The sequence below is a fragment of the Nocardiopsis dassonvillei genome (assembly GCF_964273065.1).
GTDB lineage: Bacteria > Actinomycetota > Actinomycetes > Streptosporangiales > Streptosporangiaceae > Nocardiopsis > Nocardiopsis dassonvillei_B.
Map to the genome: position 1 here is coordinate 2007180 of NZ_OZ186815.1, position 24373 is coordinate 2031552.

Below are 24373 nucleotides of genomic sequence, written 5' to 3' on the forward strand. Positions count from 1 at the left end.
GCCCTGTGCGCGGCTTGTCTTCGTATCCATACTGACAGAAATGGACCTCGAAGAGGAGTCTTGATGGCAGACCAATCCTTGGCCCTGGCCGAATCCAGGGTGATCCGGGGCGAACAGCTCAGCCCTCTGGTGGAGGCACTGCGAGAGCAGGCCCGGTCCACCGGAGGCCACATCCGCGAAGTGGACTTCTCCGGCACGGAGAACGAGGTCCGCATCGTCTCCCTGTGGCGGGACCCGACGGCCCTGCGCTCCTTCGTGGAGCGGACGCACGGCCTGCTGGTGGGGCACCGCGACCGCAGCGGCGCCTTCCCCGCCGTGGAGCGCACCCTGTGGTGGTCGGCCCGGGAGCCCGGACCGGCGGAGGTCCGCGGACGCGAGGAGCACCTGCGCACCTGCGGGCCGGGGCCCGCCGCGTTCACCCTGGCGTCGCCGGTCCCGGCCGCCAGCCGGGCAGAGATCGCCGGGCCGTCTCCGCGAAGGAGTCCGGGTCCTGGTCGGCGCACCCCTGCGGCAGCGCCCCGAGGACCGGTCCCGCACCCATCGTCGGCAGGTCGCGCAGATTGCAGCGCATCGCCAGGTCGGGTTCGGTCGGCCACGAGCCGATGACCACACCGGCCGGGCGCAGCCCCCGCGCGTGCAGCGCCTCGGCGGTGAGCGCCACCTCGTTGAGCGTGCCCAGCCCGGCCCGCGCCACGACCAGGACGGGGGCGTCCAGCAGCACGGCGACGTCGGCGAGGGTCCCGCCCTCCCCGTTCAGCCGCACCAGCAGTCCGCCGGCGCCCTCGACGAGGACGAGGTCGTGGTCGCCGGCCAGGGCGCGGGCGGTGTCGGCGACCTCCTCCGCCCGCACCGCCGGCAGCCCCGCCCGGGCGGCGGCGGTCGCGGGCGCCAGCGGCTCGGGGTAGCGGACCAGTTCCACCGGGGTCACCGAGGGGACCAGTGCGGCGACCGTGTGCACGTCGCCGGGCTCGCCCTCCCCCACCCCGGTCTGCGCGGGCTTGAGCACCGCGACCCGGCCGCCTGCGACGGCCGCCAGCGCCGCGGTCGCCACCGTCTTTCCCACCTCGGTCCCGGTGCCGGTCACCACGAGGATCACCGGGACGCCTCCGCGGCCGCGACCATCCCGGCCGCCACCGCGGCGACCTCCTCGTCGGTGCACACGTACGGCGGCATGGCGTAGACCAGGTTCCGGAAGGGGCGCAGCCACACCCCCGCCTCCAGGGCGGCGCGGGACGCCTCGCGCGTCCGCACCGGCCCGTCGAGTTCGATCACCCCGATCGCTCCGCGCACCCGGGCGCCGGGGACCCCGGCCAGTCCGGCCTCCAGCCCCCGCTCGACGCGGGCGACGGACTCCCGCCAGTCCGACTCCAGCAGCAGGCGGACCGAGGCGACCGCGACGGCGCAGGCCAGCGGGTTGGCCATGAACGTCGGCCCGTGCGCCAGCACGGGCACCTCGCCCCCGGCGATGGTCCCCGAGACCCGCTCCGTGCACAGCACCGCGGCCAGGGTGAGGTAGCCGCCGGTCAGCGCCTTGCCCAGGCACATGATGTCGGGGGACACCCCGGCGGCGTCGGCGGCGAAGAGGGAGCCGGTGCGCCCGAACCCGGTGGCGATCTCGTCGAAGACCAGCGGCACACCGTGCTCGTCGGCCAGGGCCCGCAGGTCCTTCAGGTGCCGGGGGTCGTGGAAGCGCATGCCCCCTGCGCCCTGCACCAGGGGCTCCACGATGATCCCGGCGAGCTCGCCGGAGTGCCGCGCGGCCAGGGCCGCCGTCTCCGCGGTGTGGCCGGGGTCGTACCCGGCCGGCGGCGCGGGCGCGAACACCTGCCCGGGCAGTACGTCGCCCCACAGGGAGTGCATACCGCCCTCGGGGTCGCACACGCTCATGGCGTGGAAGGTGTCCCCGTGGTAGCCGCCCCGCCAGGTGAGGAAGCGGCTCCGGCCCGTCTCCCCGCGGGAGCGGTGGTACTGCAGGCACATCTTCATGGCGACCTCGACGGCGACCGAGCCGGAGTCGGCGAGGAAGACGTGGCGCAGCGGCTCGGGGGTGACCTCCACCAGCAGTTCGGCCAGCTCCGCCGCCGGGCGGTGGGTGATCCCGCCGAACATCACGTGGCTGAAGGAGTCGGCCTGCGAGCGCAGCGCGGCGTCCAGGACCGGGTGGCGGTAGCCGTGGACCGCCGACCACCAGGAGGACATGCCGTCGACGACGTCGTGCTCGCGCTCCCCGTCCCACAGGTGCAGCCGCGCCCCCCGCGCCCCGGTGGCGACCAGCGGCGGATCGGCGGCGGGCAGGGAGGTGTAGGGGTGCCACAGGTGGGCGCGGTCGACGGAACGTATCCACTCAGGCGTCATGTGACCCCATTGTCCCGGCGGCCCCCGCGGACCGGATCCGTGCGGACCTACCAGGTTCGGCCCCCGATCTTTGTGGGCTTCCACCGGTGACGCGGGAGGCCGGGACCGGGCAGAGTCGGTAGCGCCTCCCTGGCACGAGGACCGGACCGCCCCAGCGGGATTGGCCGCCGCTGGGTCGGTCCCTTCGTGCACCGGCTCCCCCCGACGCCCCACCCCCGGAGTCACGCGACGCCCCCTTTCCCGCACCGAAGGAGCACCGCCATGGACGGCACCGCCCTGTTCCCGCCCCGCCGCCCGTGGACACTGCGCTCCCGGAGCGGGGGGACCCTGCCGGGCGGCCCGGCGGGCACCCGGCCGCACCCCTTCTCCTGGCTGTCACAGGCCGCCCGGGCGCGGTCCCGTTCGGGGCTGTCGCGCCGGATCGTCCCGCGCCCGGCCGTGGAGGACGTGCTGGACCTGGCGGGCAACGACTACCTGGGGCTGCTGCGCCACCCGCGGGTGACGGCGGCCGCGGAGGAGGCGCTGCGGCGCTGGGGCACCGGCGCGGGCGGCTCGCGCCTGGTCACCGGCGACACCGAGCTGCACCACGAGCTGGAGCGGGAGCTGGCCGACTTCGCCGGGGTGGAGGCGGCCCTGGTGTTCTCCTCCGGGTACACCGCCAACCTGGCGATGCTCACCGCGCTGACCGCCCGCGTGCCCGGGGCGGACCCGGACGCGCCGGCCCCGCTGCTGGTGTGCGACCGCCACAACCACGCCTCGCTGATCGACGCCGCCCGGCTGGCCCGGGCGGGGGGCGCCCGGGTGGAGCTGTTCGACCACGCCGACCCGGCCGCGGCGGCGCGCGCCCTCGAGGAGCGCCCGGACGGTCCGGGCGCCCGGGCGCTGGTGGTCAGCGACACCGTCTTCTCCGTGGACGGCGACCTCGTCGACACGGCGGCGCTGCACGGAGCGGCCCGGGCGGCGGGCGGCGCCCTGCTCCTGGACGACGCCCACGGGTTCGGCGTGGTCGGCCCGGGCGGCCGGGGCGCGCTGGCCGCGGCCGGGCTGGCCCCGGCCCCCGACGACGTGGTCGTCTCGGTCACCCTCTCCAAGGCGCTGGCCGCCCAGGGCGGCGCCGTGCTGGGCCCGGCCCGGGTGATCCGGCACCTGGTGGAGACCGCCCGCACGTTCATCTTCGACACCGGGCTGGCCCCGGCGTCGGCGGCCGCGGCGCTGGCCGCGCTGCGCCTGCTGCGAGCCGAGCCCGAGCGCGCCGGGGCGGTGCGCGGCAACGCCCGGCGGCTGCACTCGGGACTCCGGGGGCACGGCCTGGAGGCGACCTCCCCCGACGCCGCGGTGGTGTCGGTGACCGCCCCCTCGCCGGAGGCCGCGGTGCGCTGGCGGGCCGCCTGCCTGGCGGCGGGGGTTCGGGTGGGCTGCTTCCGTCCGCCCTCGGTGCCCGACGGCCGCTCGCGGCTGCGGCTGACCGCCCGGGCGGACCTCACCGGAGCCGAGGTCCGGCGGGCCGTGGAGGTCATCGCCGCGAACCGCCCCGGGTAGGCTTCGAGGTCGAGACAGACCGTCGGCGACAGGGAGGCGGTGACGGCGGTGCCTGCCGGTGACGAGGCGTCCGGACCCCCCGAGGAGACCCCGGACCGACCCCCGGGACGGGGCTCCGGCGAACCGGGCCCCGACCGCGGGACCGAAGCGGACGCCCGCGGTGCCGCGGAGTCCGCAGAGGACGCCGGGGGCGACGCCGCCGGGGATCCCGCCGAGGACACCGCCGCGGCCGCGCGCCGCCGCCCCCGGCTGCGCACCCGGATCGCCGTCGGCGTGTCCCTGGTGCTGGTGGTCTCCCTCGTCGTCACGCTCACCGTGCCCGCCGGGCGCGACTCCCTGCTCTCACTGTGGTGCGGGATCACCGGCGGGGTGTGCCCGAGCGAGGAACTGCCGCCCATCACCGAGGACGAGGAGACCGACTGGCGGCTGCGGCTGCCCCCGGAGGAGGCCGCCGTGTGGGGCAACTACGTGGCCCTGGGCGACTCCTACTCCTCCGGCGACGGTGCGGGCGACTACGTGCCCGAGACCGCGGTGCCCGGCGGCTGCTGGCGCTCGGCCAACGCCTACGCCCACCTCATCGAGGACGAGTTCGACTTCGCCGGGGCCCTCGCCTTCTACGCGTGCAGCAGCCACAAGGGCTCGGCGATGCTCGACGAGCTGGGCACCCCCGAGTCCCAGATCGAGCGGGTCACCGAGCACACCTCCCTGGTGACGCTCGGGATCGGCGGCAACGACCTGGGGTTCATCCCGGTCCTGCGCACCTGCATCGTGCGGATGCCCCTGCTGGAGAGCAGCGTCTGCACCGAGCAGGAGGAGGACATCGAGAAGCGGATGGACCGCTTCGAGGAGACCCTGGGCACCGTGATCGGGGAGATCCGCGACCGCGCCCCCGACGCGCGCATCCTGGTGCTGGGCTACCCCCGCCTGTTCCCGGAGGAGCCGCCGGGGATGTACTACACGTTGACCGTCCGGGACCAGCTGTGGCTCAACGGCGTCGCCGAGCGGTTCAACGAGCGCATCCGCGACGTGGTGTACCGGGCCGACGGCGACGTCTACGGCTCCCGGCAGACCGGCAGCGTGGAGTACGTCAACACCTTCTCCGCGCTCACCGGCCACGAGGTCAGCGCCGAGGACGCCTGGCTGAACGGGATCGTGCTGGGCAGGTTCGGCGAGGGCCTGAAGGTGGACCGGGCGACCTTCCACCCCACCGCCCAGGGTCAGGTGTCGATCGCCGAGCGGGTGCGCCTGCAGATCGTCGACGGCCCCGAGCGGGTGCTGTACGTGTCGCGGGAGACCCTGGAACGGGTGGACGAGGCGCTGCTGCACACCGAGCTGGGCGGACCGCTGGACCCGGTGCACGCGCCCTCGGGCGAGCCGTCGGAGTCCCCCGGGGCGGAGGGGACCGAGGCCCCCGTCAACGAGGCCGGCGGCTGAACCGGGCCGCCGCCCGGCACCCCGGCCGCGCGCGGCGGGACCCGCCCCCGGCCGGGTTCCGGTGGGCGGGTCCCGTGCGTTCCGCGGGCGGTCAGCGCCCGGCCCGCAGGTCCTCCAGCACCTCGGCGAACCGGTCCAGGCCCCAGTTGAGGTCCTCCTCGCTGATCACCAGCGGCGGCGACATGCGCACGGTGGACCCGTGGGTGTCCTTGACCAGGACGCCGTTCCGGGCCAGCCGCTCGCACATCTCCTTGCCCGAGGCCAGCCCGGGGTCCACGTCCACTCCGGCCCACAGGCCGATGCTGCGCACGGAGACCACTCCCCTGCCGACGAACTCCTCCAGCCGGCGGCTGAACACCTCGCCCAGTTTGCGGGCGTTCTCCAGGTAGGGGCCCTCGGTCAGCATCCGGACGACCGTGCGGCCCACCGCGCCGGCGAGCGGGTTCCCGCCGAAGGTGCTCCCGTGCTGGCCCGGCTGGATGACGCCGAGCACGTCCTCGTTCGCGACCATCGCCGACACGGGCAGGATGCCGCCGCCCAGCGCCTTGCCGAACAGGTAGGCGTCGGGGACGACCCCGCTGTGCTCGCAGGCGCGGATCGTACCGGTGCGCCCCAGCCCGGACTGGACCTCGTCGGCGATGAACAGGACCCGGTTGTCGTCGCAGATCTCCCGCACCCGCGGCAGGTAGTCCGTCGGCGGGACGATGACACCGGCCTCGCCCTGGACCGGCTCGATGAGGACCGCGACCGTGGTGTCGTCGATGGCCGCCTCGATGGCAGCGGCGTCGCCGTAGGGCACCGAGCGGAAGCCCGGCGTGTACGGGCCGAAGCCGGTGCGGGCCTCGGGGTCGGACGAGAAGGAGATGATCGTGGTGGTGCGGCCGTGGAAGTTGGCCCCGGCCACGACGATGGTGGCCTGGTTCTCGGGCACGCCCTTGACCTCGTAGCCCCACTTGCGGGCGACCTTGATGCCGGTCTCCACCGCCTCGGCGCCGGTGTTCATCGGCAGGACCTTCTCCTTGCCGACCATGCGGGCCAGGGCGTCCACCCAGGGGCCGAACTGGTCGTTGTAGAAGGCACGGCTGGTGAGTGTCACCCGGTCGAGCTGGCGGTGGGCCGCGGCCAGCAGGTCGGGGTTGTGGTGTCCGAAGTTCATGGCCGAGTACCCGGCCAGGCAGTCGAGGTAGCGCTCGCCCTCCACATCGGTCACCCAGGCCCCTCGGCCCTCGGCGATGACGACGGGCAGGGGGGCGTAGTTGTGCGCGGAGTGCTCCTGCGCGAGGGCGATGTGGTCCGCGCTGGAGAGTGCGGGGGTGCCGTGTTCGGGAAGTGTCGCGCCGAGGTTCCCGGCGTCGTCCTGCTGCCCCAGGTTCTGGGTGTTGCTCATCCAACCGCTCCGATCACCATTGACCGATGTCAGACACTAGATACCCACCCTGGGGCCCGGTAGAGCCCCCGGCGGCGGGTCCCCAAGAGTTGAGCAGATGATCCGGTGAGCCCACAAGGGGTGAGGTGCGTCACAAATGCACGATCGGGCCCGAAACCCGGGTGCCGGCCCCACCCCGCACAGCCCGTGGAACAGGGCCGTCCGCACGCTGTGACCGGGCCTGTGAGGTGGGGTGACGCGGTCCACAGCCCCGGTGGCGGTGGGGCCCGGCCCCGACGGGTACGGTCGGCACACAAGCCACCGACGCGCCGACCGTTCCCGGTCGGCGCCGGTGTTCCGCCGCGAGCCCGAGGCCGTGGACGGAGCACCGTACCCGCCGCAGAGGGAGGCCGCCCGTGCGCCCATCGTCCCGGGGACCCGTCGCGCCGCAGACCGCCGCGTCCCCCGCCGCGGCCGACCCCGACGCCGAGTTCTCGCTGACCCGGCTGTTCGACGCCGTCGCCGACGCGGTTCCGGAGCGGACCGCCCTGGTCGCGGGTGGCCGCGTCGTCTCCTACGCCGGGCTGCGCGGGCGTGCGGACCGGCTGGCCCGTCACCTGGCGGCGGCGGGCGTGCGCCGCGGCGAGCACGTGGCGATCCTGTCCTTCAACCGGGCCGAGTGGGTGGAGTCGTTCCTGGGGGTGCTGCGGGCGGGCGCGGTACCGGTGAACGTCAACTACCGCTACGTGGCGGGCGAGCTGCGCCACGTGCTGGCCGACTCCCACGCGGTGGCGCTGATCGCGGAGGAGTCCCTGGCCGCGACGGTGGCCCGGGTCCGCTCCGACCTTCCCCGGCTGCGCCACGCGGTGCTGCTGGAGGACGGCGCACCGCGGTCGGCGCGCGAGGCCGTGCGGACCGCCTTCCCCGGCGCCGTGGGCTACGAGGACGCGCTGGCCGGCGCCCCCGGGGGAGAGCCGCTTCCGCCGACCTCGGGCTCGGACCACTACCTGCTGTACACCGGCGGCACCACCGGCTACCCCAAGGGCGTGCTGTGGCGGCAGGCCGACATCTTCCGGGCGGCGGTCGAGCGCCGCTCCCCCGGCGCCCCGCGCGCCCGCTCCCCCCGCGACGTGGCCGAGCGGGCACGCGCCTGCTTCCCCCAGCGCATGCTGGTCCTGGGGCCGCTGATGCACGCGGCCGGGCAGTGGAACGCACTGAGCATGCTGCTGTGCGGCAAGCGGGTGGTGCTGTCCACCGACCGCAGCCTCCGCGCCGAGCGGGTGGTGGCGCTGGCCCACCGGGAGGGCGTGCACACGCTCCAGGTGGTGGGCGACGCGATGGCCCGGCCGCTGGCCCGGCACCTGCTCACGGAGCCCGGGCTGTGCCCGGAGCTGTCCGCGGTGCGTTCGGGCGGCACGCCGCTGACCCCGCCGGTCCGCGGGCTGTGGCGCGCCTGGCGCGAGGACATCACCCTGGCCGACTCCTACGGCGGCTCGGAGACCGGGGTGTGCGGTTCGGCGACCGGCGGGGACGCCGGAGGCGAGCCGGAGCCGCTGACCGGTTCCCCGGACGGCCGCAGCTTCACCATGGGCGGCAGCATCGCCGTGCTGGACGAGCGGCTCCGCCCGGTGCCGCCCGGGTCGCCGGTGGTCGGCCGGATCGCGCGGGCCGGGCGGATCCCGCTGGGCTACTACAACGACCCGATCGCCACGGCGCGCACGTTCCCCACGGACGCGCAGGGGCGGCGCTGGGCGCTGTCGGGCGACTTCGGAACCCGGGCCGGGGACGGCTCGATCGTGCTGCTGGGACGCGGCAGCGTCGTGATCAACACGGCGGGCGAGAAGGTGTACCCCGAGGAGGTCGAGGCGGCCCTGAAGGCCCACCCCTCGGTGGAGGACGCCATCGTGGTGCCCGCCCCGGACGAGCGGCTGGGACAGCGGGTCACCGCCCTGGTCTCGCTGACCGCGGGCGCGGAGCCGGACGAGCCGGGCCTGCTGGCGTTCTGCCGGGTGCGGCTGGCCGGCTTCAAGGTGCCCAGGACCGTCCACTTCGTGGACCGGGTGCGGCGCACGGCGGTCGGCAAGCAGGACTACCGCTGGGCCTCCTCGGTGGTCCGGGACGGCGTCTGAGGGGTCCGGCCGGCGCCTCCGGCGGTGCGCCCCGGCTCCTCCTGCGGTACTCCGCACCCCCGTCGGCGGGGATCCCCATTCCGCCGCTGGGGTGACCGCATTTCGGTTACCGGCCCAATGCGCTCATGACGAGCCGAAACACGCCGATCGGGCTCGCGGAGGCCGTAACCGCGGGTTCGCGCGCCACTAGACTGGCATCGCCGCTTCCGGAACCCCTTTCCCCGGTGGCCGACCCGACCGCAACCCCGGCCCGGGTCCCGGGATCACATGTCGGTGAGCGGCGGGAACACCCCCATTTTCTCTTCCCCCGGCCCCGTACTCGGGGTCCGGTGGTATCGATGTCAGAACGGAGGACGGCGCCCCTCACCCGAACCGGCTCGGGACCGCGCCCAACGATCAGATGGCCACAAAAGCAGGCACTCACCTCTTCAACATGGTGCGCGGAGGCGCGGTAGGCGCTTCGGAGGCGCTCCCGGGGATCAGCGGCGGCACCGTCGCCCTCATCGTCGGGCTGTACGACAAGCTGATCGGCGGGGCCGGTCACCTGGTCAGCGGCATCAAGCGCTACGTCACCGACGTGCCGCGCGGCCGCGGCCCCGAGCGCGCCCGGGAGCAGTTCCGGATGGTCGACTGGAGCGTGCTCCTGCCGGCCCTCATCGGCATGGCGCTGTTCCTCGTCGGTGCCGCGGTCGTCCTCGCCCCCCTCGTCGAGGCCTACCCGCAGTACGCCTACGCGATCTTCTTCGGCCTGGTCCTGGCCTGCCTGTGGGTCCCCTACACGGGCTCGGGCAGCGCCTGGCGCCCCTGGCACTACCTCGTCGCGCTGGCCTTCGCCGCGGCGGCCTTCGCCGTCACCGGCCTGCCGGGGGCGAACCTGCCCGTCAACCCGGTGGTCGTCTTCTTCGCGGCCGCCGTCGCGATCTGCGCCCTGGTGCTGCCCGGGCTCTCCGGCTCCTTCATCCTGCTCACCATGGGCCTGTACGAGCCGACCATCAACGCGGTGCGCGACATGGACTTCCTGTACCTGGGGGTCTTCGCCCTGGGCGCCCTCACCGGCCTGTCCCTGTTCGTCAAGCTCCTCCAGTACCTGCTGGAGAACTTCCACCACATGACGCTGGTCGTCCTCACCGGCCTCATGGCCGGGTCCCTGCGCGCCCTGTGGCCCTGGCAGGACGAGGACCGGGCCTTCGTGGCGCCGACCGAGGTGCCGCTGACGGTGGCCCTCATGGTGCTCGGCTTCGCCGTCGTGGCGGCCGCCATCGTCTGGGAGCGGCGCAAGCTGGCCCGCGAGGCGGCCCGCGACCGCTCCGACGCCCTGACCGTCTGATCCCCGCCCTCGACGCCGGCGGCCCCGCTCCGGGCCGCCACCGCACGAGAGGCCTCCACCGACCGAAGGGCCCCGAAGGACCCGCACGGCGCGGGGTGCCGGGGCGCGGCCGACCGGCCGCGCCCCGGCTGAGAGCACACCCGTAGAACCTGCCCTAGTTAGTACTAGCGAAGGAACGCCATGAGCGCGTACAACATCGTGTCCATCGCCGGCAGCGACCCCAGCGGGGGCGCCGGCATCCAGGCCGACCTCAAGGCCTTCTCCGCACACCGGGCGTTCGGGATGAGCGTGGTCACCGCGCTCACCGCCCAGTCCACCCGCGGCGTCACCGGGGTCCACCCCGTCCCCGCCGACTTCGTCGTCCACCAGATGGACACCCTCTTCTCCGACGCGACCGTGCACGCCGTCAAGGTCGGGATGCTCGGCACCGCCGAGGTCACCGAGGCCGTGGCCGAGGCGATCGTGAGGCACGGCCTGCGCAACGTCGTGGTGGACCCGGTGATGGTGGCCAAGAGCGGCGACCGGCTGCTGGAGGCCTCCGCGATCAAGGCGCTGCGTACCGCGCTGCTGCCCCGCGCCGACCTCCTCACCCCCAACCTGCCCGAGGCCGCCGACCTGCTGGACGAGGCCGAGGCGACCGACCTGGCGGGGATGCGCGACCAGGCCCGCCGGCTGCTGGAGCTGGGCCCGCGCCGGGTGCTGCTCAAGGGCGGGCACCTGGGCGGGGAGGAGAGCGTGGACGTCCTGGTGTCCCGGGACGGCGAGGAGCGCGAGTTCTCCGCCCCCCGCGTGGCCACCCGCAACACCCACGGCACGGGCTGCACCCTGTCCTCGTCCATAGCGGCCCTGCTGCCCCGGCACCCGGACCCAGCCACCGCCGTGGCCGACGCCAAGGCCTACCTCACCGAGGCCCTGCGCCGGGCGGACGAGATCGACGCGGGCGGGGGCCAGGGCCCCGTCCACCACTTCCACGCCTGGTGGTGACCCGGACACGCGGAAGGGGGGACCGGCCCGGGGCCGGTCCCCCCTTCCCGTCCACCCGGGGGGCGGCGGTCACCCCTTGACGTCCTCCATCAGGGCGTCCGGGTCCCGCCAGTTCGGGTGGGCGAAGAACTTCCTGGTCTCGGCCACCACGAGCGGCGACAGGACCAGCAGGCCCACCAGGTTGGGCAGCGCCATGAGGCCGTTGGCGATGTCGCTGAACAGCCACACCGAGCCGAGGTCCGCGACGGCACCGATGAAGATGACGACGATGAACACGATCCGGTAGGGCAGCACCAGCTTGCGGCCCGCCAGGAACTCGATGCACCGGTCACCGTAGTAGGACCAGCCGAGCAGGGTGGTGAAGGCGAACACCGCGACGGAGACGGCGACGATGATCGCGCCGGCCGGGGCCAGGGCCGGGCTGATGGCTCCCAGTCCCTCGGTCATGGCCTGGCTGGTCAGCAGGGAGCCGTCCTCGGCGTTCTCGCCCCGCCAGACACCGGTGGTGATGATGACCAGGCAGGTCATCGTGACCACGATGATGGTGTCGATGAAGGTCTGGGTCATGGACACCAGGGCCTGGCGGACCGGCTGCCTGGTCTTGGCCGCGGCGGCGGCGATACCGCCGGTGCCCAGGCCCGACTCGTTGGAGAAGATGCCGCGGGCGAAGCCCATCTGGATGGCGATCAGCACGGTGGAGCCGGCGAAGCCGCCGGCCGCGGCCGTGCCGGTGAAGGCGTCGGTGACCACGAGCGCGAGCGCGGGCAGGATCTGCGCCCAGTTGACCGCGAGCACGATCAGGCAGATGGCCACGTAGAAGATGATCATGATCGGCACCAGCGCCGAGGCGACCCGGCCGATGCTCTTGATGCCGCCGAGGATGACGGCGCCGGCCAGGACCATGAGCACGAGGCCGATGATCCAGGTGTCCACGCCCGTGACGCTGTTCAGCTGCTGGGCGACGGTGTTGGCCTGGCTGCCGTTGCCGATGCCGAAGGCCGCGATCGCGCCGAAGACGGCGAAGAGCACGCCCAGGGTGGTGCCGAAGCCGCCGCCGATGCCCTGCTTGAGGTAGTACATCGGGCCGCCGCTCTGCTCCCCCTTGGAGTCGGTGCGGCGGAACTTCACACCCAGCAGGGCCTCGCTGTACTTGGTGGCCATGCCGAGGAAGCCGACGACCCACATCCAGAAGAGCGCGCCGGGACCGCCGATGCCGATGGCGAGCGCGGCTCCGGCGATGTTGCCGACGCCGACGGTGGCCGCGAGGGCGGTGCTGAGCGCCTGGTAGTGGGAGATGTCTCCCTGGACGGACTCGTCCTCCTTGCGCCGGACGAGCGCGAGCCACAGCGCGTGCGGCAGCCGGAGGAGCTGGAGCAGGTTCAGGCGGATGGTGAGGAAAAGGCCGACGGCGAACAGCAGCGGAATGAGGACGAAGGGTCCCCAGACGATGCCGCTGATGATGTCGGCCATTTCAAGGAGCTGGTCCACGGGGGATCTCCCTGTCGGTCAGTGGATGGGGCCGAGGACGTCACCGGTGTCGGCGCGGGGCGGGTGTCCTCGTCGACGCGTCGGCACTGGTGAGGGCCTTGCGTTATCGGCAAAGAATCGCAGTGGCGCGTAACGAACGCATCACATGCTTTCCACATGCGGGTCTCTTCGGGAACCCGGGAGTACGCTGCGGCGTTCCCACGGTCCCGGCGTTGTCATGCGTCGTCTCCGTCGCCGGCCCGGCTCCGGGCCAGCTCGCCGAGCCGCCGTGCCGCCTCCTCGGGGTCGGCCCCGCGTCCCACCGCGATGCCGAGCAGGTAGGCGGTGAGCGGCGCCGCGGGGCGCGCCACGGAGTGCGCGGCGTCCTTGGCCAGGTCGAGGATGCGGTCGACGTCCTTGCGGTCCATGGAGTCGGTGTCGGGAAGCCCGAGCTCGGCCCGGACCTCCTCGGCCCATTCCACGAGAGTCACCATTCACTCCTCAGGGCGATGATTCGTTGACGTGCTGCGATCTTAGCCACCGCCGGGCCATCCGGGGGCAACCCCGGGGCGGCGGCGCCGTACGCGGCCCGTAACCGGGTGCTCGGTGAGCCCACGTCCGCGCGACGTGTCCGGTTCCCTCCGCGCCCCATCCGGGTTCACCGGGGGTGCCTAGCGTCGAAGACACGTCCCCCCGGCGTTGGGAGCCGCACGCATGTCCCCCCTCGACACCCTCCGCGATCCGATCCCCGCCCGCGCCGACGGGCAGCGTCCGCTGCGCGTCGCGATCGTGACCGAGTCCTTCCTGCCCCAGGTGAACGGGGTGACCAACTCCGTGTGCCGGGTCGCCGACCTGCTGGCCTCCCGGGGCCACGAGGCACTCGTCCTGGCCCCGGGCCACCGGGGCCCCACCCGCTACGCGGGCTTCCCGGTGGTGCGCACGCCCTCGGTGCCGCTGCCCGTGTACCGCGACTTCTCGCTGGGCCTGCCCGCACGGCGCACCCTGACCACCGCCATCCGGTCGTTCTCCCCGGACCTGGTCCACCTGGCCTCGCCCGCCCTGATGGGCCTGGCCACGGTGGAGGCGGCCCGCCGCTGGGCGCTGCCGACGGTGGCGGTGTTCCAGACCGACCTGCCCGGCTTCGCCCGCCGGTACGGCCTGCCCGGGCACGAGCACCTGTGGTCGGTGCTGCGCCGCGTCCACGCGGCGGCGGACCGCACCCTGGTGCCCTCCTCCGCGACGATGGAGGCCCTGTCCGCCCGCGGTTTCCCCCGGATGGCGCTGTGGCGGCGCGGGGTGGACGTGCGGCGCTTCCACCCGGACCACCGGAACGAGGAGCTGCGCCGCGCGCTGGCCCCGAACGGGGAGGCGATCATCGGCTACGTCGGACGGCTGGCCAAGGACAAGCGCGTCGACCTGCTGGAGCACGTGCTGAAGCTGCGCGGGGTGAAGGTGGTCGTGGTCGGCGACGGCCCGGAGCTTCCCCGCCTGAGGCGGCGGCTGCGCGGCGCGGTCTTCACCGGCCAGCGCACCGGCGGGGAGCTTTCCCGGCTGTACGCCTCCCTGGACCTGTTCGTGCACACGGGCGCCGACGAGACGTTCTGCCAGGCGGTCCAGGAGGCGCTGGCCTCGGGCGTGCCGGTGGTCGCCCCCGCCGCGGGCGGGCCGCTGGACCTGGTGGAGGACGGAGTCAACGGGCTGCTGTACGCGCCGGACTCGGTGCGCGAGCTGCGGGTGGCGGTGGGGCGGCTGGCCCACAACCGCGCCCTGCGCGCCGAACTGGCGGGCCGGGCCCGGGCGTCGGTGGAGCACCGCACCTGGGATGCGGTGGGCGACGAGCTGCTGGCCCACTACCGGTCGGTGCTGGCCCCCAGCCACGAGCTGGCCGCCGGGGACAGTCCGGTCCTGCCCTCCCGCTGAGCCTCCGCGGCGTGCGGGCCTCTCCGAGGTGAGGGGCCCGCACGCCCCGCACGCCCTGTGCGGATCCGGCGGACGGACTTCGGTGCGCGGGCTCAGTGCACGGGCTCGGCGACCGCCTGTTCGGTGCGCGGAGCCGCGGGCACCGCGGAAGCCGCGGGCACGGCGGGCGCGGGGACGGCCAGCAGGGCGTCCAGCACCTCGGCCAGCCGGTCGAGGTGGGCGCGGATCCAGGGCAGCGCCAGCGGGTCGGTGGCGGCCAGCGCGGCGTAGCGGCGCTCCTCGGTGTCGCCGTACAGCAGGCTGGTGGCGACCCGCATGCGCAGGGCCTCGGGCCCCTCACCGAACTCCGCGGCGGGCAGTACGCCCATGCCGAACCGCTCCAGCAGCAGGCCGGTGAGGCCGGGGCCGGTGGTGACACCGTGCAGCCCGACCAGCCGCTCGCGCACCGGCTCGAAGTCGGGGTAGAGGTAGAACGCCGCCCGCGGCGGGGCGACGGTCGCCCCCGCCCGCGTGAACACGTCGGCGACGGCGCGGGCGACGATCCCGTGCAGGCGGCGGCTGCGGCCGATGTGGTCCACCAGTTCGGCGGGCTCGGTGAAGGCGTGGGCGGCGGCCTGCTGGACGGGGGCGGCCGGGCTGGACCAGATCTCGCTGGCCACGCCGAGCAGTCCTCCGCGCAACCGCCGCCCGATCCCGGAGTCGGGCAGGCGCAGGACGCCGATCCGCCAGCCGCCCAGGGCGAGGTTCTTGCTCAGCCCGCTGGAGATCACGGTGCGCTCGGGGGCGAACTCGGCTGGACTGTGCACCCGGACCTGCTCGGCGCCGGGACCGGCCGGGTGGACGAGGTCGCGGTAGATCTCGTCGGAGATGATCACCAGGTCCAGCTCGCGGGCGACCTCGGCCAGGCGGCGTACGGTGTCGCGGCCTGCCACGGTGCCGGTGGGATTGTCCGGCACGGTCGCGATGACGGCGTTGACGGTGCGGCCCTCCTCGCGGGCGGCGGTGACGGCCGCGTGCAGCAGGTCGGGCTGGGGGACGCCGCCCTCGCCGCCGCCCACGGTGGGGACCAGCAGCGGGCGGGCGCCCACCAGGCGGCTCTGCGCGGCGTAGCTGACCCAGCTGGGCGCGGCGATGGCGGTGTCGCCGCCCAGCTCCAGCAGGAGGCTGTACAGCAGCGGCTTGCTGCCGGGTCCGGCGATGACCAGGTCCGGGTCGGTGGGCAGCCCGCGGCGCTCCCAGTAGCCCGCGGCGGCCTCGCGCAGGGCGGCGACCCCGGCGACGGGGCCGTAGGCGTTGGCGCCGTTGCCCGCGGTGAGGCGGTCGCGCATGACCGGGTGGACCGGGAGGCCCGCCTCGCCGAATCCCAGGGGCAGCACGCGCACCCCCTGGCGGCGCTTCTCGGCGAGGGCTTCGTTGACGGCGAGGGTCGCGGAAACAGTGACGGTCATGTGACGACTCATCTCCGGCTCATGATCGGGCGTGTGACCGTCCGCGTGACGTGACGGTCGCTCACTGATCACCCTGCCCACCAGCGGGGTTCAGTACAAGCGACTCTTTTCGATGCTGAGCGTAAGCTGAACTTATGCTCGATCTCCGACGCCTCCAGATCCTGCGCGAGTTCTCCGTCCGGGGCACCATCGCGGCCACCGCCGCCGCCCTGGGGTACACGCCGTCCGCCATCTCCCAGCAGCTGTCCGCGCTGGAGCGGGAGACGGGGGTGGCGCTGCTGGACCGCACCCCGCGCGGGGCGGAGCTGACCGATGCCGGCCGCCTGCTGGTGGTCCAGGCCGAGGACATCCTGGCCCTGGTGGAGGCCACCGAGTCGATCCTGGCCGAGCAGGCCGACGTGGCCCTGGGGGTGGTGACGGTGACGGCGTTCCCCACCGCCGCCGTGGCGTTCGCGCCGCTGCTGGCGCCGCAGCTGCGGCGGCACGAGGGGATGCAGCTGGTGCTGCGCCAGACGCTGCTGTCGACGGGGACGGAGAAGGTCCGCTCGCGCGAGGTGGACATCGCCCTGGTCGACGACTGGAGCGGTCAGCACCCGGGGCGGGGAGGGGACAGCGGGCTGCGGCACGTGCACCTGCTGCGCGACCCGATGGTGCTGGCCGTCCCGCAGGGGCACCGGCTGGCCGACCCGGACGAGCCGGTGGCGCTGGAGCGGCTGCTGGGCGAGTCGTGGATCGTGGCGCCCGAGGGCGAGCGCTCGCGCCACGGGACGGACGTGCTGCTGGCGGAGGTGGGCGGGCTGCCGTCGGCGGCCTGGGAGTTCGAGGGGCTGGGCACGGTGCTGAGCCTGGTCTCGCGCGGGATCGGGATCGCGGCGGTGCCGTCACTGGCGATGGTGGGCGCCCCGGCGGGGCTGGTCCACCGCACGCTGCCCGGGCGGGTCCCGGCCCGGCACGTGTACGCGGTGGTGCGTCCGGCGTCGCTGCGCCGCCCGGCGGTGCAGGTCACCCTCCAGGCGCTGCGGGACGCGGCCCGGGCGGTGGCCGGGGAGCTGCCGGAGCTCACCGACCGCCCCGCCTGAGCACGCGGCCGCGGTCGCCCCGCGTCCTCGGCAGAGACCTGCGGCCCCGCGGAGACGGTACGGCGCCCGCGGCCGCCCGGCCCCGGACACGACGGTGGCCCGGCTTCCGTGCCGGGCCACCGCGGTACTCTCCTGCTCCGGTGTCCTTCAATCCTCCTCAGCGCCCCTGCGCCGCGCCCGGTCGACGCGGCGGCGCAGCTTGCGGCAGACGTGCAGTGCCCTGTCCCGGTCGTCCCGGGCGTTCCACCACCGGGCGTAGGCCTCCAGCCGCCGCTGTCGCAGTGCCTCCAGTTCGGCCTCCATGCGGGTCACGCGGTGCTCCAGGTCGATGCGCTCGCGTTCGAACGCCGACATGTCGCGCTCGTGGAATCCCGCGTCGCGTTCGGCATTGAGCAACCGTTCGTTGAGGGCCTCGTTCCCGTCACCGCCGCGGGTGATCCTGCCGAGGCTGCTCCGTCCACTGATCCCTTCGAACCACACACCCCATGTGTTTCCCGAGGCGCCCGGATATCACCGTCAGCCACGCAAAGAATGCGGAAAGTGGCAAAGCACGCATTATTCACAATCCCGATAAAGCAGACATTCGGCCCCGGCGCTCCCCGACCGCCCTCAGGCGTCCAGGCGCTCCAGGCGCGCGGGCCGCGGCGCGGCGGGCAGCAGTCCCCGGTAGACCCCCTCGAACCGCTCCAGGGAGCGGTGGTGGTCGTGCCGCGCCGCCAGCTCCCGGCTGGCCTCACCCATCGCCGCGCGCGCCCGGCCCGCGCCCAGCACGGCGAGCAGCCGGTCGGCCAGCGCCCCCGGGTCGCCGGGCGGGAACAGGAAGCCGTTGCGGCCCTCCTCCACCAGGTGCGGCAGCGCCATCGCGTCGGCGACCACCACCGGCAGCCCCGTGGACATCGCCTCCAGGGTCGCGATGCTCTGCAGCTCCGCCACGCCGGCGATCGCGAACACGTCCGCGGCCGCGTACACCAGCGGAAGCTCGGCGTCCGGCACGAACCCCAGGAAGAACACGCGGTCGGCGACGCCCTCCTCGACCGCCAGCGCCCGCAGGTCCGCCTCGCAGCCCCCCAGGCCCGCCAGGGCCAGCTGGACGTCCCTCTCGCGGGCCGCCAGGGCCAGTGCCCGGATGGTGTCGCCGATCCGCTTCTCCTCCTCCAGCCGTCCCACGAACACGACGGTCTCCCGGTCCGGCAGCCCGAATTTGTCCCGCAGCGCGGACCGCTCCGCCGGACGCGGGTGGAAGCGCTCCAGGTCGATACCGCACGAGATCGGCTCCACCTCCCCGCCGAAACCCTTCTCCCGCAGCAGCTCCGCGGCCCGGGGCGTCGGCGTGGTCACGTGGTCGGCCTCCCCCGCCACCCGCACCATGTCCCGCCAGGCCAGGTCGCCCGCCGCCGACCGCAGCGACTCCGGGATCCGCGCGTGGGCGTACAGGTTGTCCGGCATGAAGTGGTTGGTCAGCACCACGGGGACGCCCGCCGCGCGCGCCCGGCGCATGGCCGACCGGCTGAGCGGGAAGTGGCTCTGCACGTGGACGACGTCGGGGTCCAGCCGCTGCACGAGGCGGGCGATGTGGCCGCCCATGCCCAGCGGCACGGCGGCGCGCATGAAGGGGATCGCCGCCGACCTGAGCCGGTGCTCCATCACGCGGCCGTTGCGGCGCACGTACGGCTCGCCCCCGTCGGAGGGGCACACCACGTGCACCCGGTGCCCGCGGCCCGCGAGCCCCTCCGCCAGCCTGTGGGTGAAGTACCCCGCCCCGTTGACGTCGGGCGGGTAGGTGTCGGTGGCAATGAGGACGCGCAGCGCTCTGGGCTGGACCATCTGTGGGACTCCTTCGTTCAGCGGTCGCGGGTGCGGGGCGTGGTCGTGTTCGTGCGGGCCCCCTTCGCCTCGGGGTTGCGGTGCCGGGTGCGGGCCAGGGCGATGGTCCCGGCCGTCGCCAGCGCGGTGAAGGCGAGCGCGCCGAGCTGCTCGGGGAGTGTCTCCGGGGCGCCCTCGCCCAGGAGGATCGCGCCGATCCCCACGCTGACCACGGGGTCGGTGATGAGGAGGGTCGCGTAGGCGGCCGCGAAGTGGCCGGTGCGGTAGGCGTTCTGCATGAGCAGTCCGCCGAAGACCGCCAGCACGACGGCGAGCACGGTCAGCCAGCCGAGGACCGTCGTCCAGTCGACGACCGCGTTGGCCGTGATCACCCGGGCCAGGCCCGAGGTCGAGCCCAGCGCCGTGCCGCCCGCCAGCGCGAGCATGATCGCCCGGGCGCCGCTGGGCATCCAGTGCGCCGTGAGGTAGACGGCCAGGCCGGCGGTGAGGGTGGCCCCGGTCAGGGCCAGGGCGACCCCGGTGGACATGGCGGGCAGGTCCGAGCCGTGCGGGAACGTCCACAGCACGCCGACGAGGCCCGCCATGACGGCGGTCCCCGCGATGATCTGCGAGGTCCGCACCCGCTGGTGGTTGAACAGCGTCGACAGGATGATGGCGAACAGCAGCCCGGTGACGCCGATGGGCTGGATGATGGTGAGCGGGGCGCCGCTCAGGGCCAGCAGGTGCAGGCACGCGCCCGCCCCGGCGGCCAGCGTGCCCAGCAGCCAGCGGGGCTGGCGCAGCAGGTGCAGCAGGAAGCCGGCGCGGGCCACCTGCCCGCCGGGGGCGCGCACCGCGTCGCGCTCCTGCAGGGCCGAGCCCAGGGCGAGCGTGAAAGCCCCCGCGACGGCGATGAGGACGGACCAGACCACGTCACCACCACCGGGGTGCGGACCGCTCCGGTCCCATCGTCGCCTCCGGCACTCTCGTCCTCTCCTCCCGGTACCCGAGCGGCTCCGGGTACGTACGGCAACGCTACGGGCGGGGCCCCGTCCCCGCCATGACGCCAGCGCCCCTCCCGGGGTGGTGCCCGCCCCACCTCCGGGGGAGGGCCCTCCCCAGCATCCACCGGAGCGGGCCGCCGCGGGCCCTCCGGCGGAGCGGACACGCCGGGCCGCTGTCCGGAGCCCTTCCGCGAAGGGCCGCGCGGTAAGGGCCGCAGGTGGTCAAAAGTGGGTATGGGGCGGCCGAATCCGCGAGCCGGGAGCGTTCGGCACCCGGGCGCTGCTGCGCCGGAGGGGGCCGCCGTGGCACCATGTCCCCTATTGGTCTAGACCGGATAGGAGCGCCCACCCGTGCCTGATACCTCCCCTTCCCTCCTCGCCTCCCGCCCCGTCATCCCCCGTCCCGCCCAGATGGTCCCGGGCGAGGAGGGCGGACTCACGCTGACCACAGCGACCAGGGTCTCCGCCGACCCGGAAGCCCGGGACACCCTCGTGTGGCTCCAGCGTGAACTCGGCGCGGCCACCGGGTTGCCGCTCGCCACGGGCTCCGAGGACAGCGAGATCCGCCTCAGCGTGGACCCGGGCGCGGGCCTGGGCCGCGAGGGCTACCGGCTGATCGTCGACGACGAGGGCGCCATCATCATCGGCAACGACCCCGCCGGCGTCTTCTACGGCGCCCAGACCCTGCGCCAGCTGCTGCCCGCCGACGCCCACCGGGACGCCCCCCTGGGCGGGACCGACTGGACGCTGCCCGCGGTGCGGATCACCGACGCCCCCCGGTTCGCCTGGCGCGGACTGATGCTGGACACGGCCCGGCACTTCGTCCCCAAGCGGGAGGTCCTGCGCTACATCGACCTCCTCGCCCTGCACAAGCTCAACGTGCTGCACCTGCACCTGAGCGACGACCAGGGCTGGCGGGTGGAGATCCGCCGCTACCCGGAGCTGACCCGGAAGGGGTCCTGGCGCACCCGCAGCCAGCTGGGGACCCCGGCCCCGGGCGAGGAGCCGCGGTTCGAGGAGCGCCCGCACGGCGGTTTCTACACCCAGGACGACGTCCGCGAGATCGTCGCCTACGCCGCGGCCCGCCACATCAGCGTCGTCCCGGAGATCGACGTGCCCGGGCACTCCCAGGCCGCCATCCACGCCTACCCCGAGCTGGGCGAGTCCGGCGAGATCCCGGTGGGGCAGCGCTGGGGCGTCTTCGAGGAGGTGCTGGCGGTCACCGACGAGGTCGTCGAGTTCTACAAGAACGTCATCGACGAACTGCTGGAGCTCTTCCCGAGCACGTACTTCCACGTGGGCGGCGACGAGTGCCCCAAGACCCAGTGGAAGGCCAGCGAGAGCGCGCAGAAGCGCATCCGGGAGGAGGGCCTGGCCGACGAGGACGAGCTGCAGAGCTGGTTCATCCGCCGGCTCGACGACCACCTCACCGCGCGCGGCCGCCGCCTGGTGGGCTGGGACGAGATCCTGGAGGGCGGGCTGGCCCCCGGTGCGACGGTGATGTCCTGGCGCGGCGAGGAGGGGGGCGTGGCGGCGGCCCGGGCCGGGCACGACGTGGTCATGTCCCCCACCGCCACCTCGTACCTGGACTACAAGCAGTCGGAGTCCGACGACGAGCCGGTCAGGGTGGGCACGCTGCTGCGGACCGAGGACGTCTACCTGGCCGAGCCGGTCCCGGCCGAGCTGACCGCCGAGGAGGCCCGGCACGTGCTGGGCGCCCAGGTCAACGTGTGGACCGAGCACATCGACACGCCGCGCCGGCTGGACTACATGGTGTTCCCGCGGCTGTCGGCGTTCGCCGAGAAGGTGTGGTCCTCCGGGGAGCGCGACTACGCCGAGTTCGAGCCGCGCCTGGTGCACCACCTGACCCGCCTGGACGCGGCGGGCGTGGAGTACCGCCCGCTGGACGGGCCCCGCCCCTGGCACACCCGGCCCGGCGTGCACGGCTGGGGCTGAGCCGCCTCCGGGGCGCGCGCCCGGAAGCGGTGCGCGCCCCGGAGCGGGACCGCACCCGTACCCGGGCGGCCCCGGGCCGGACGGGAGGCCGCCCCGGACACCGCTTCCGGGCGGCGGCCCCCGGCGCGGGCGGACCGGACCCCGTCAGAAGTAGGTGGCGACGACGTCGACGACCCTGTCGGCGTCGTCGACCACCGGGATGCTCCGCCACCGGTCGAACGTGGTGCAGGGGTGGGAGATCCCGAACGACATCAGGTCGCCCGGCCGCACACCCAGCTGCGGCGGCACGTCCAGGTAGGCGTGCTGGTCGTCGAACTTGCGCACCTCCACGCCCGCGGCCGGGACGGCGGTGCCGTCGGCCCGGCGCAGCAGGCGCGGGATCGGCAGGTCCTGGTCGTACCCGGCGTCGCGGCGGCCCATCCCGGCGATCGCCAGGCCCTCCTCGGGCGCGGACAGGATCCGGGCCCACACCTCCAGGGCGCCGGTGAGCGCGTCGCCGCCCTCGGGCAGCCGGTTGTAGGGGGTGAGGCGGCGGTACAGCCCGTCGTCGTGGGTGATGTAGGCGCCGCTGCGCAGGATCGGGACCGCCTCCACCGTGCCGCCGAGCTCCTCGGCCACCAGGTCGAACCACGCGCTCCCGCCCACCGTCACGATCGGCTGCGCCCGCCCCGGGAAGAACCCGGCCTCCAGCAGGGCGTCGGCGTCGCCGCGCAGGTCCCGCAGGAAACCCCGGACCCCGTCGGCGTCGGACAGCGGCCCCTCGTACCCGGCCACCCCCGACACCCCCGCCCCGGGTACGGCCCCGACGGCGCGGGCCAGCTCCAGGACCTCCGCGCGGGTGCGGACCCCGGTGCGCCCTCCCGGGACGCCGCGCTCGATGAGCACGCCGGGCGGGCGGTCCCCCGGGGCCCCCGCCAGGCCCTCGGCCAGGGCGGCCACCCCCTCGGGGGAGTCGACGTAGAACAGGAACTCGAAACCGGGGTCGGCGGCGCCCTCCTCCGCGGCCCAGCGGATCACCCCGGGTTCGAGCAGCTCGTTGGCGAGCAGGATCCGCCGCACTCCGAACCGTCGCACGGCCAGGGCCTGGTTGGCGGTGGCGACGGTGATGCCCCAGGCGCCCGCCGCCAGCTGGCGGTCCAGCAGGGCGGGTGCCATGGAGGTCTTGCCGTGCGGGGCGAACAGCAGCCCGTGGCGGCGGGTGAACCCGGCCAGGGCTGCGGTGTTGCGTGCCAGAGCGGACTCGCGGAGCACCAGCAGGGGCCACGTGAACGGCCCGTCGAACAACCCGTCGCGCCGGGCGGCGAAGTCGGCCGCGGCGACCGGCTCGCCCGGCCACCACACCCCCTTGGTCCGCCAGTCGACGAGTTCTCCGATGTCCGACCGGTCGCTCACGTGGTTCCGCCTCTCATGTGGGTCCCCCCGCAATCTAGTGCCGGTCGAGAAGGGGCACCAGGGGAGCGGAGAACGGGGGCGCCGCGGCCTGCCCCGCGGTGCCGCCGGACTCCTCGCCGAGGAAGTCGCGGATGGCCCGCTGCCCGGCGGCGGGGTAGTCGGTGATGAACCCGTCCACACCGTTGCGCAGCGCGGCGTCCATGCCGGCCCGGGTGTTGATCGTGTAGGGCATGGTCTCGAACCCGTGCTCGTGCAGCAGGTCCACGTAGTCGGCGTCGATGGTGGTGTGGTTGGGATTGACCATCTCCGCCCAGCCGAACTCGTCCAGGCGGCCCTCGGGGACACGGCCGAGCAGGCCGTGCGGAACGGAGGGGAGCATCCGCTCGGAGAGGCGCATGCTCTCCCAGTCGAAGCTCTGCACGATCAGGCGGCGGGGCTCCCACGGCCGGTTGGGCTTCAGCCAGGCCGGGCGCCTGCGCAGCTCGGCCGTGATCTCCTCCTCGATGCCCGGGTAGAGGGAGGGCTGCTTGACCTCCAGGAAGAGGTTGAGGTCCAGCCTCTCCAGGCGGATGAGGGCCTCCCGCAGGGTGGGCACGGGCTCGCCCGCGAACTCGGGGGAGAACCAGGATCCGGCGTCGAGGCGGCGCACCTCCTCCAGCGTGAAGTCGGCCACCAGGTGGGATGCGCGGTCCGGGAAGACCTTCTCGACGTCGGTGGTGCGGGTGAGGGTGATGTCGTGCAGGAGGACGAGCTCACCGTCCCTGGTCCGCTGGACGTCGATCTCGACGGTCCGCGCACCGAGGCGCCGCGCGGCGTCGAGCCCGGCGAGCGTGTTCTCCGGGGCGTGTCCGGCGGCTCCCCGGTGGGAGACGGCGATGAGGGGGCGGTCGGCGGTGTGCTGCACGATGGCGGGCTTCTCCGTGAGGGTGCCCGGCGGGGCGAGGCCGGGGTCCGGTGCCGCGGAGGCGGCGAGGGGGGTGGTGACGATGAGGGCGAGTGAGACGGCTCCGACGACGATGCCGATGCGGTGCACCGGTACCTCCCAGGTACGCGTGGACGGACGTGTCGATGGGTCCTCGCCACCGAAGCCTGAGTGCTTTCGGTGACCGCACGGTGACGGCGTGCGGAGCATGCGGGAACGGCCCGCGGTCATGTTGTCCGCCTCTCACC

At 74.3% G+C, this 24373-nt stretch carries 19 protein-coding genes, 1 pseudogene and 1 riboswitch; of the genes and pseudogenes, 9 read left to right on the forward strand and 11 right to left on the reverse strand.

Going from position 1 to position 24373, the window contains the following annotated elements:
- Positions 1-63 precede the first annotated feature (63 nt).
- Positions 64-369, forward strand: a pseudogene (locus ACSUPR_RS08965) (DUF3291 domain-containing protein); the annotation flags it as partial.
- A 46-nt stretch (positions 370-415) separates the two neighbouring features.
- Here the strand turns inward: ACSUPR_RS08965 and bioD are convergent.
- Together bioD and ACSUPR_RS08975 are read right to left on the reverse strand one after the other, a co-directional pair.
- Entirely contained in the window at positions 416-1093 is a 678-nt protein-coding gene (bioD, locus tag ACSUPR_RS08970) for a dethiobiotin synthase (RefSeq protein ID WP_436891931.1), read from the reverse strand.
- Entirely contained in the window at positions 1093-2355 is a 1263-nt protein-coding gene (locus ACSUPR_RS08975) for an adenosylmethionine--8-amino-7-oxononanoate transaminase (RefSeq protein ID WP_436890684.1), read from the reverse strand. Before ACSUPR_RS08975 ends, bioD begins: the two co-directional genes overlap by 1 nt.
- 261 nt (positions 2356-2616) lie before the next feature.
- Between ACSUPR_RS08975 and ACSUPR_RS08980 the strand changes: the two genes are divergently transcribed.
- Entirely contained in the window at positions 2617-3894 is a 1278-nt protein-coding gene (locus ACSUPR_RS08980; protein ID WP_436890685.1) for an aminotransferase class I/II-fold pyridoxal phosphate-dependent enzyme, read from the forward strand.
- A gap of 48 nt (positions 3895-3942) precedes the next feature.
- Entirely contained in the window at positions 3943-5328 is a 1386-nt protein-coding gene (locus ACSUPR_RS08985) for an SGNH/GDSL hydrolase family protein (RefSeq protein ID WP_436891932.1), read from the forward strand.
- Positions 5329-5419: 91 nt separating this feature from the next.
- Here the strand turns inward: ACSUPR_RS08985 and rocD are convergent, their stop codons facing one another.
- On the reverse strand, positions 5420-6715 hold the full coding sequence (gene rocD, locus ACSUPR_RS08990) for an ornithine--oxo-acid transaminase (protein ID WP_436890686.1): 1296 nt from the start codon (positions 6713-6715) through the stop codon (positions 5420-5422).
- A 395-nt stretch (positions 6716-7110) separates the two neighbouring features.
- On the opposite strand from rocD, the gene ACSUPR_RS08995 reads away from it, so the two are divergent.
- The 3 genes from ACSUPR_RS08995 to thiD all read left to right on the forward strand — a co-directional run bounded on the left by ACSUPR_RS08995 (position 7111) and on the right by thiD (position 11134).
- Positions 7111-8823, forward strand: a complete 1713-nt coding sequence (locus ACSUPR_RS08995) for an acyl-CoA synthetase (protein ID WP_436890687.1) — start codon at positions 7111-7113, stop codon at positions 8821-8823.
- 400 nt (positions 8824-9223) lie between these two features.
- Positions 9224-10150 (forward strand): DUF368 domain-containing protein, encoded by a 927-nt coding sequence (locus ACSUPR_RS09000; protein ID WP_436890688.1) that lies wholly within the window; start codon positions 9224-9226, stop codon positions 10148-10150.
- An 81-nt stretch (positions 10151-10231) separates the two neighbouring features.
- Positions 10232-10343, forward strand: a riboswitch (TPP riboswitch).
- Positions 10331-11134, forward strand: coding sequence for a bifunctional hydroxymethylpyrimidine kinase/phosphomethylpyrimidine kinase (thiD, locus tag ACSUPR_RS09005; protein WP_436890689.1), 804 nt, complete (start codon positions 10331-10333; stop codon positions 11132-11134). (Overlaps the previous riboswitch by 13 nt.)
- Before the next feature lie 69 nt (positions 11135-11203).
- Here thiD and ACSUPR_RS09010 read toward each other — a convergent pair whose 3' ends face one another.
- Positions 11204-12622, reverse strand: a complete 1419-nt coding sequence (locus ACSUPR_RS09010; protein WP_436890690.1) for an alanine/glycine:cation symporter family protein — start codon at positions 12620-12622, stop codon at positions 11204-11206.
- 215 nt (positions 12623-12837) lie between these two features.
- Entirely contained in the window at positions 12838-13092 is a 255-nt protein-coding gene (locus ACSUPR_RS09015; protein WP_436891933.1) for a DUF6457 domain-containing protein, read from the reverse strand.
- Positions 13093-13315: 223 nt separating this feature from the next.
- Between ACSUPR_RS09015 and ACSUPR_RS09020 the strand changes: the two genes are divergently transcribed.
- A complete protein-coding gene (locus tag ACSUPR_RS09020) occupies positions 13316-14521 on the forward strand; it encodes a glycosyltransferase family 4 protein (RefSeq protein ID WP_436890691.1) in 1206 nt (401 codons plus the stop codon).
- Between the two features lie 92 nt (positions 14522-14613).
- Here ACSUPR_RS09020 and ACSUPR_RS09025 read toward each other — a convergent pair whose 3' ends face one another.
- Positions 14614-15969, reverse strand: a complete 1356-nt coding sequence (locus ACSUPR_RS09025) for a pyridoxal phosphate-dependent aminotransferase (RefSeq protein ID WP_436890692.1) — start codon at positions 15967-15969, stop codon at positions 14614-14616.
- Between the two features lie 134 nt (positions 15970-16103).
- Here ACSUPR_RS09025 and ACSUPR_RS09030 point away from each other — a divergent pair, with 134 nt between their 5' ends.
- The gene (locus ACSUPR_RS09030) at positions 16104-17048 is read left to right on the forward strand and encodes a LysR family transcriptional regulator (RefSeq protein ID WP_436890693.1); all 945 of its coding nucleotides are present in this window, start codon (positions 16104-16106) and stop codon (positions 17046-17048) included.
- 147 nt (positions 17049-17195) lie between these two features.
- On the opposite strand, the gene ACSUPR_RS09035 is transcribed toward ACSUPR_RS09030, so the two are convergent.
- From ACSUPR_RS09035 to ACSUPR_RS09045, 3 genes are all read right to left on the reverse strand, one after another.
- Positions 17196-17528, reverse strand: coding sequence for a hypothetical protein (locus tag ACSUPR_RS09035; RefSeq protein ID WP_436890694.1), 333 nt, complete (start codon positions 17526-17528; stop codon positions 17196-17198).
- 129 nt (positions 17529-17657) lie between these two features.
- The gene (locus ACSUPR_RS09040) at positions 17658-18872 is read right to left on the reverse strand and encodes a glycosyltransferase (protein WP_436890695.1); all 1215 of its coding nucleotides are present in this window, start codon (positions 18870-18872) and stop codon (positions 17658-17660) included.
- A 17-nt stretch (positions 18873-18889) separates the two neighbouring features.
- Positions 18890-19783, reverse strand: a complete 894-nt coding sequence (locus ACSUPR_RS09045) for a DMT family transporter (protein ID WP_436890696.1) — start codon at positions 19781-19783, stop codon at positions 18890-18892.
- Between the two features lie 423 nt (positions 19784-20206).
- On the opposite strand from ACSUPR_RS09045, the gene ACSUPR_RS09050 reads away from it, so the two are divergent.
- Positions 20207-21811, forward strand: a complete 1605-nt coding sequence (locus ACSUPR_RS09050) for a beta-N-acetylhexosaminidase (RefSeq protein ID WP_436890697.1) — start codon at positions 20207-20209, stop codon at positions 21809-21811.
- A 144-nt stretch (positions 21812-21955) separates the two neighbouring features.
- Here the strand turns inward: ACSUPR_RS09050 and ACSUPR_RS09055 are convergent, their stop codons facing one another.
- Together ACSUPR_RS09055 and ACSUPR_RS09060 are read right to left on the reverse strand one after the other, a co-directional pair.
- Positions 21956-23203: an alanine racemase gene (locus ACSUPR_RS09055; RefSeq protein ID WP_436890698.1), complete on the reverse strand. Its 1248-nt coding sequence runs from the start codon at positions 23201-23203 to the stop codon at positions 21956-21958.
- A gap of 34 nt (positions 23204-23237) precedes the next feature.
- On the reverse strand, positions 23238-24236 hold the full coding sequence (locus tag ACSUPR_RS09060; RefSeq protein ID WP_436890699.1) for a glycerophosphodiester phosphodiesterase: 999 nt from the start codon (positions 24234-24236) through the stop codon (positions 23238-23240).
- Positions 24237-24373: the final 137 nt, after the last annotated feature.

Excerpts from the sequence above, each read along its gene's own strand:
- ACSUPR_RS08975 (WP_436890684.1), bottom strand. The coding sequence starts at position 2,355 with ATGACGCCTGAGTGGATACGTTCCGTCGACCGCGCCCACCTGTGGCAC.
- ACSUPR_RS08980 (WP_436890685.1), top strand. The coding sequence starts at position 2,617 with ATGGACGGCACCGCCCTGTTCCCGCCCCGCCGCCCGTGGACACTGCGC.
- rocD (WP_436890686.1), bottom strand. The coding sequence starts at position 6,715 with ATGAGCAACACCCAGAACCTGGGGCAGCAGGACGACGCCGGGAACCTC.
- ACSUPR_RS09000 (WP_436890688.1), top strand. The coding sequence starts at position 9,224 with ATGGCCACAAAAGCAGGCACTCACCTCTTCAACATGGTGCGCGGAGGC.
- thiD (WP_436890689.1), top strand. The coding sequence starts at position 10,331 with ATGAGCGCGTACAACATCGTGTCCATCGCCGGCAGCGACCCCAGCGGG.
- ACSUPR_RS09020 (WP_436890691.1), top strand. The coding sequence starts at position 13,316 with ATGTCCCCCCTCGACACCCTCCGCGATCCGATCCCCGCCCGCGCCGAC.
- ACSUPR_RS09025 (WP_436890692.1), bottom strand. The coding sequence starts at position 15,969 with ATGACCGTCACTGTTTCCGCGACCCTCGCCGTCAACGAAGCCCTCGCC.
- ACSUPR_RS09030 (WP_436890693.1), top strand. The coding sequence starts at position 16,104 with ATGCTCGATCTCCGACGCCTCCAGATCCTGCGCGAGTTCTCCGTCCGG.
- ACSUPR_RS09040 (WP_436890695.1), bottom strand. The coding sequence starts at position 18,872 with ATGGTCCAGCCCAGAGCGCTGCGCGTCCTCATTGCCACCGACACCTAC.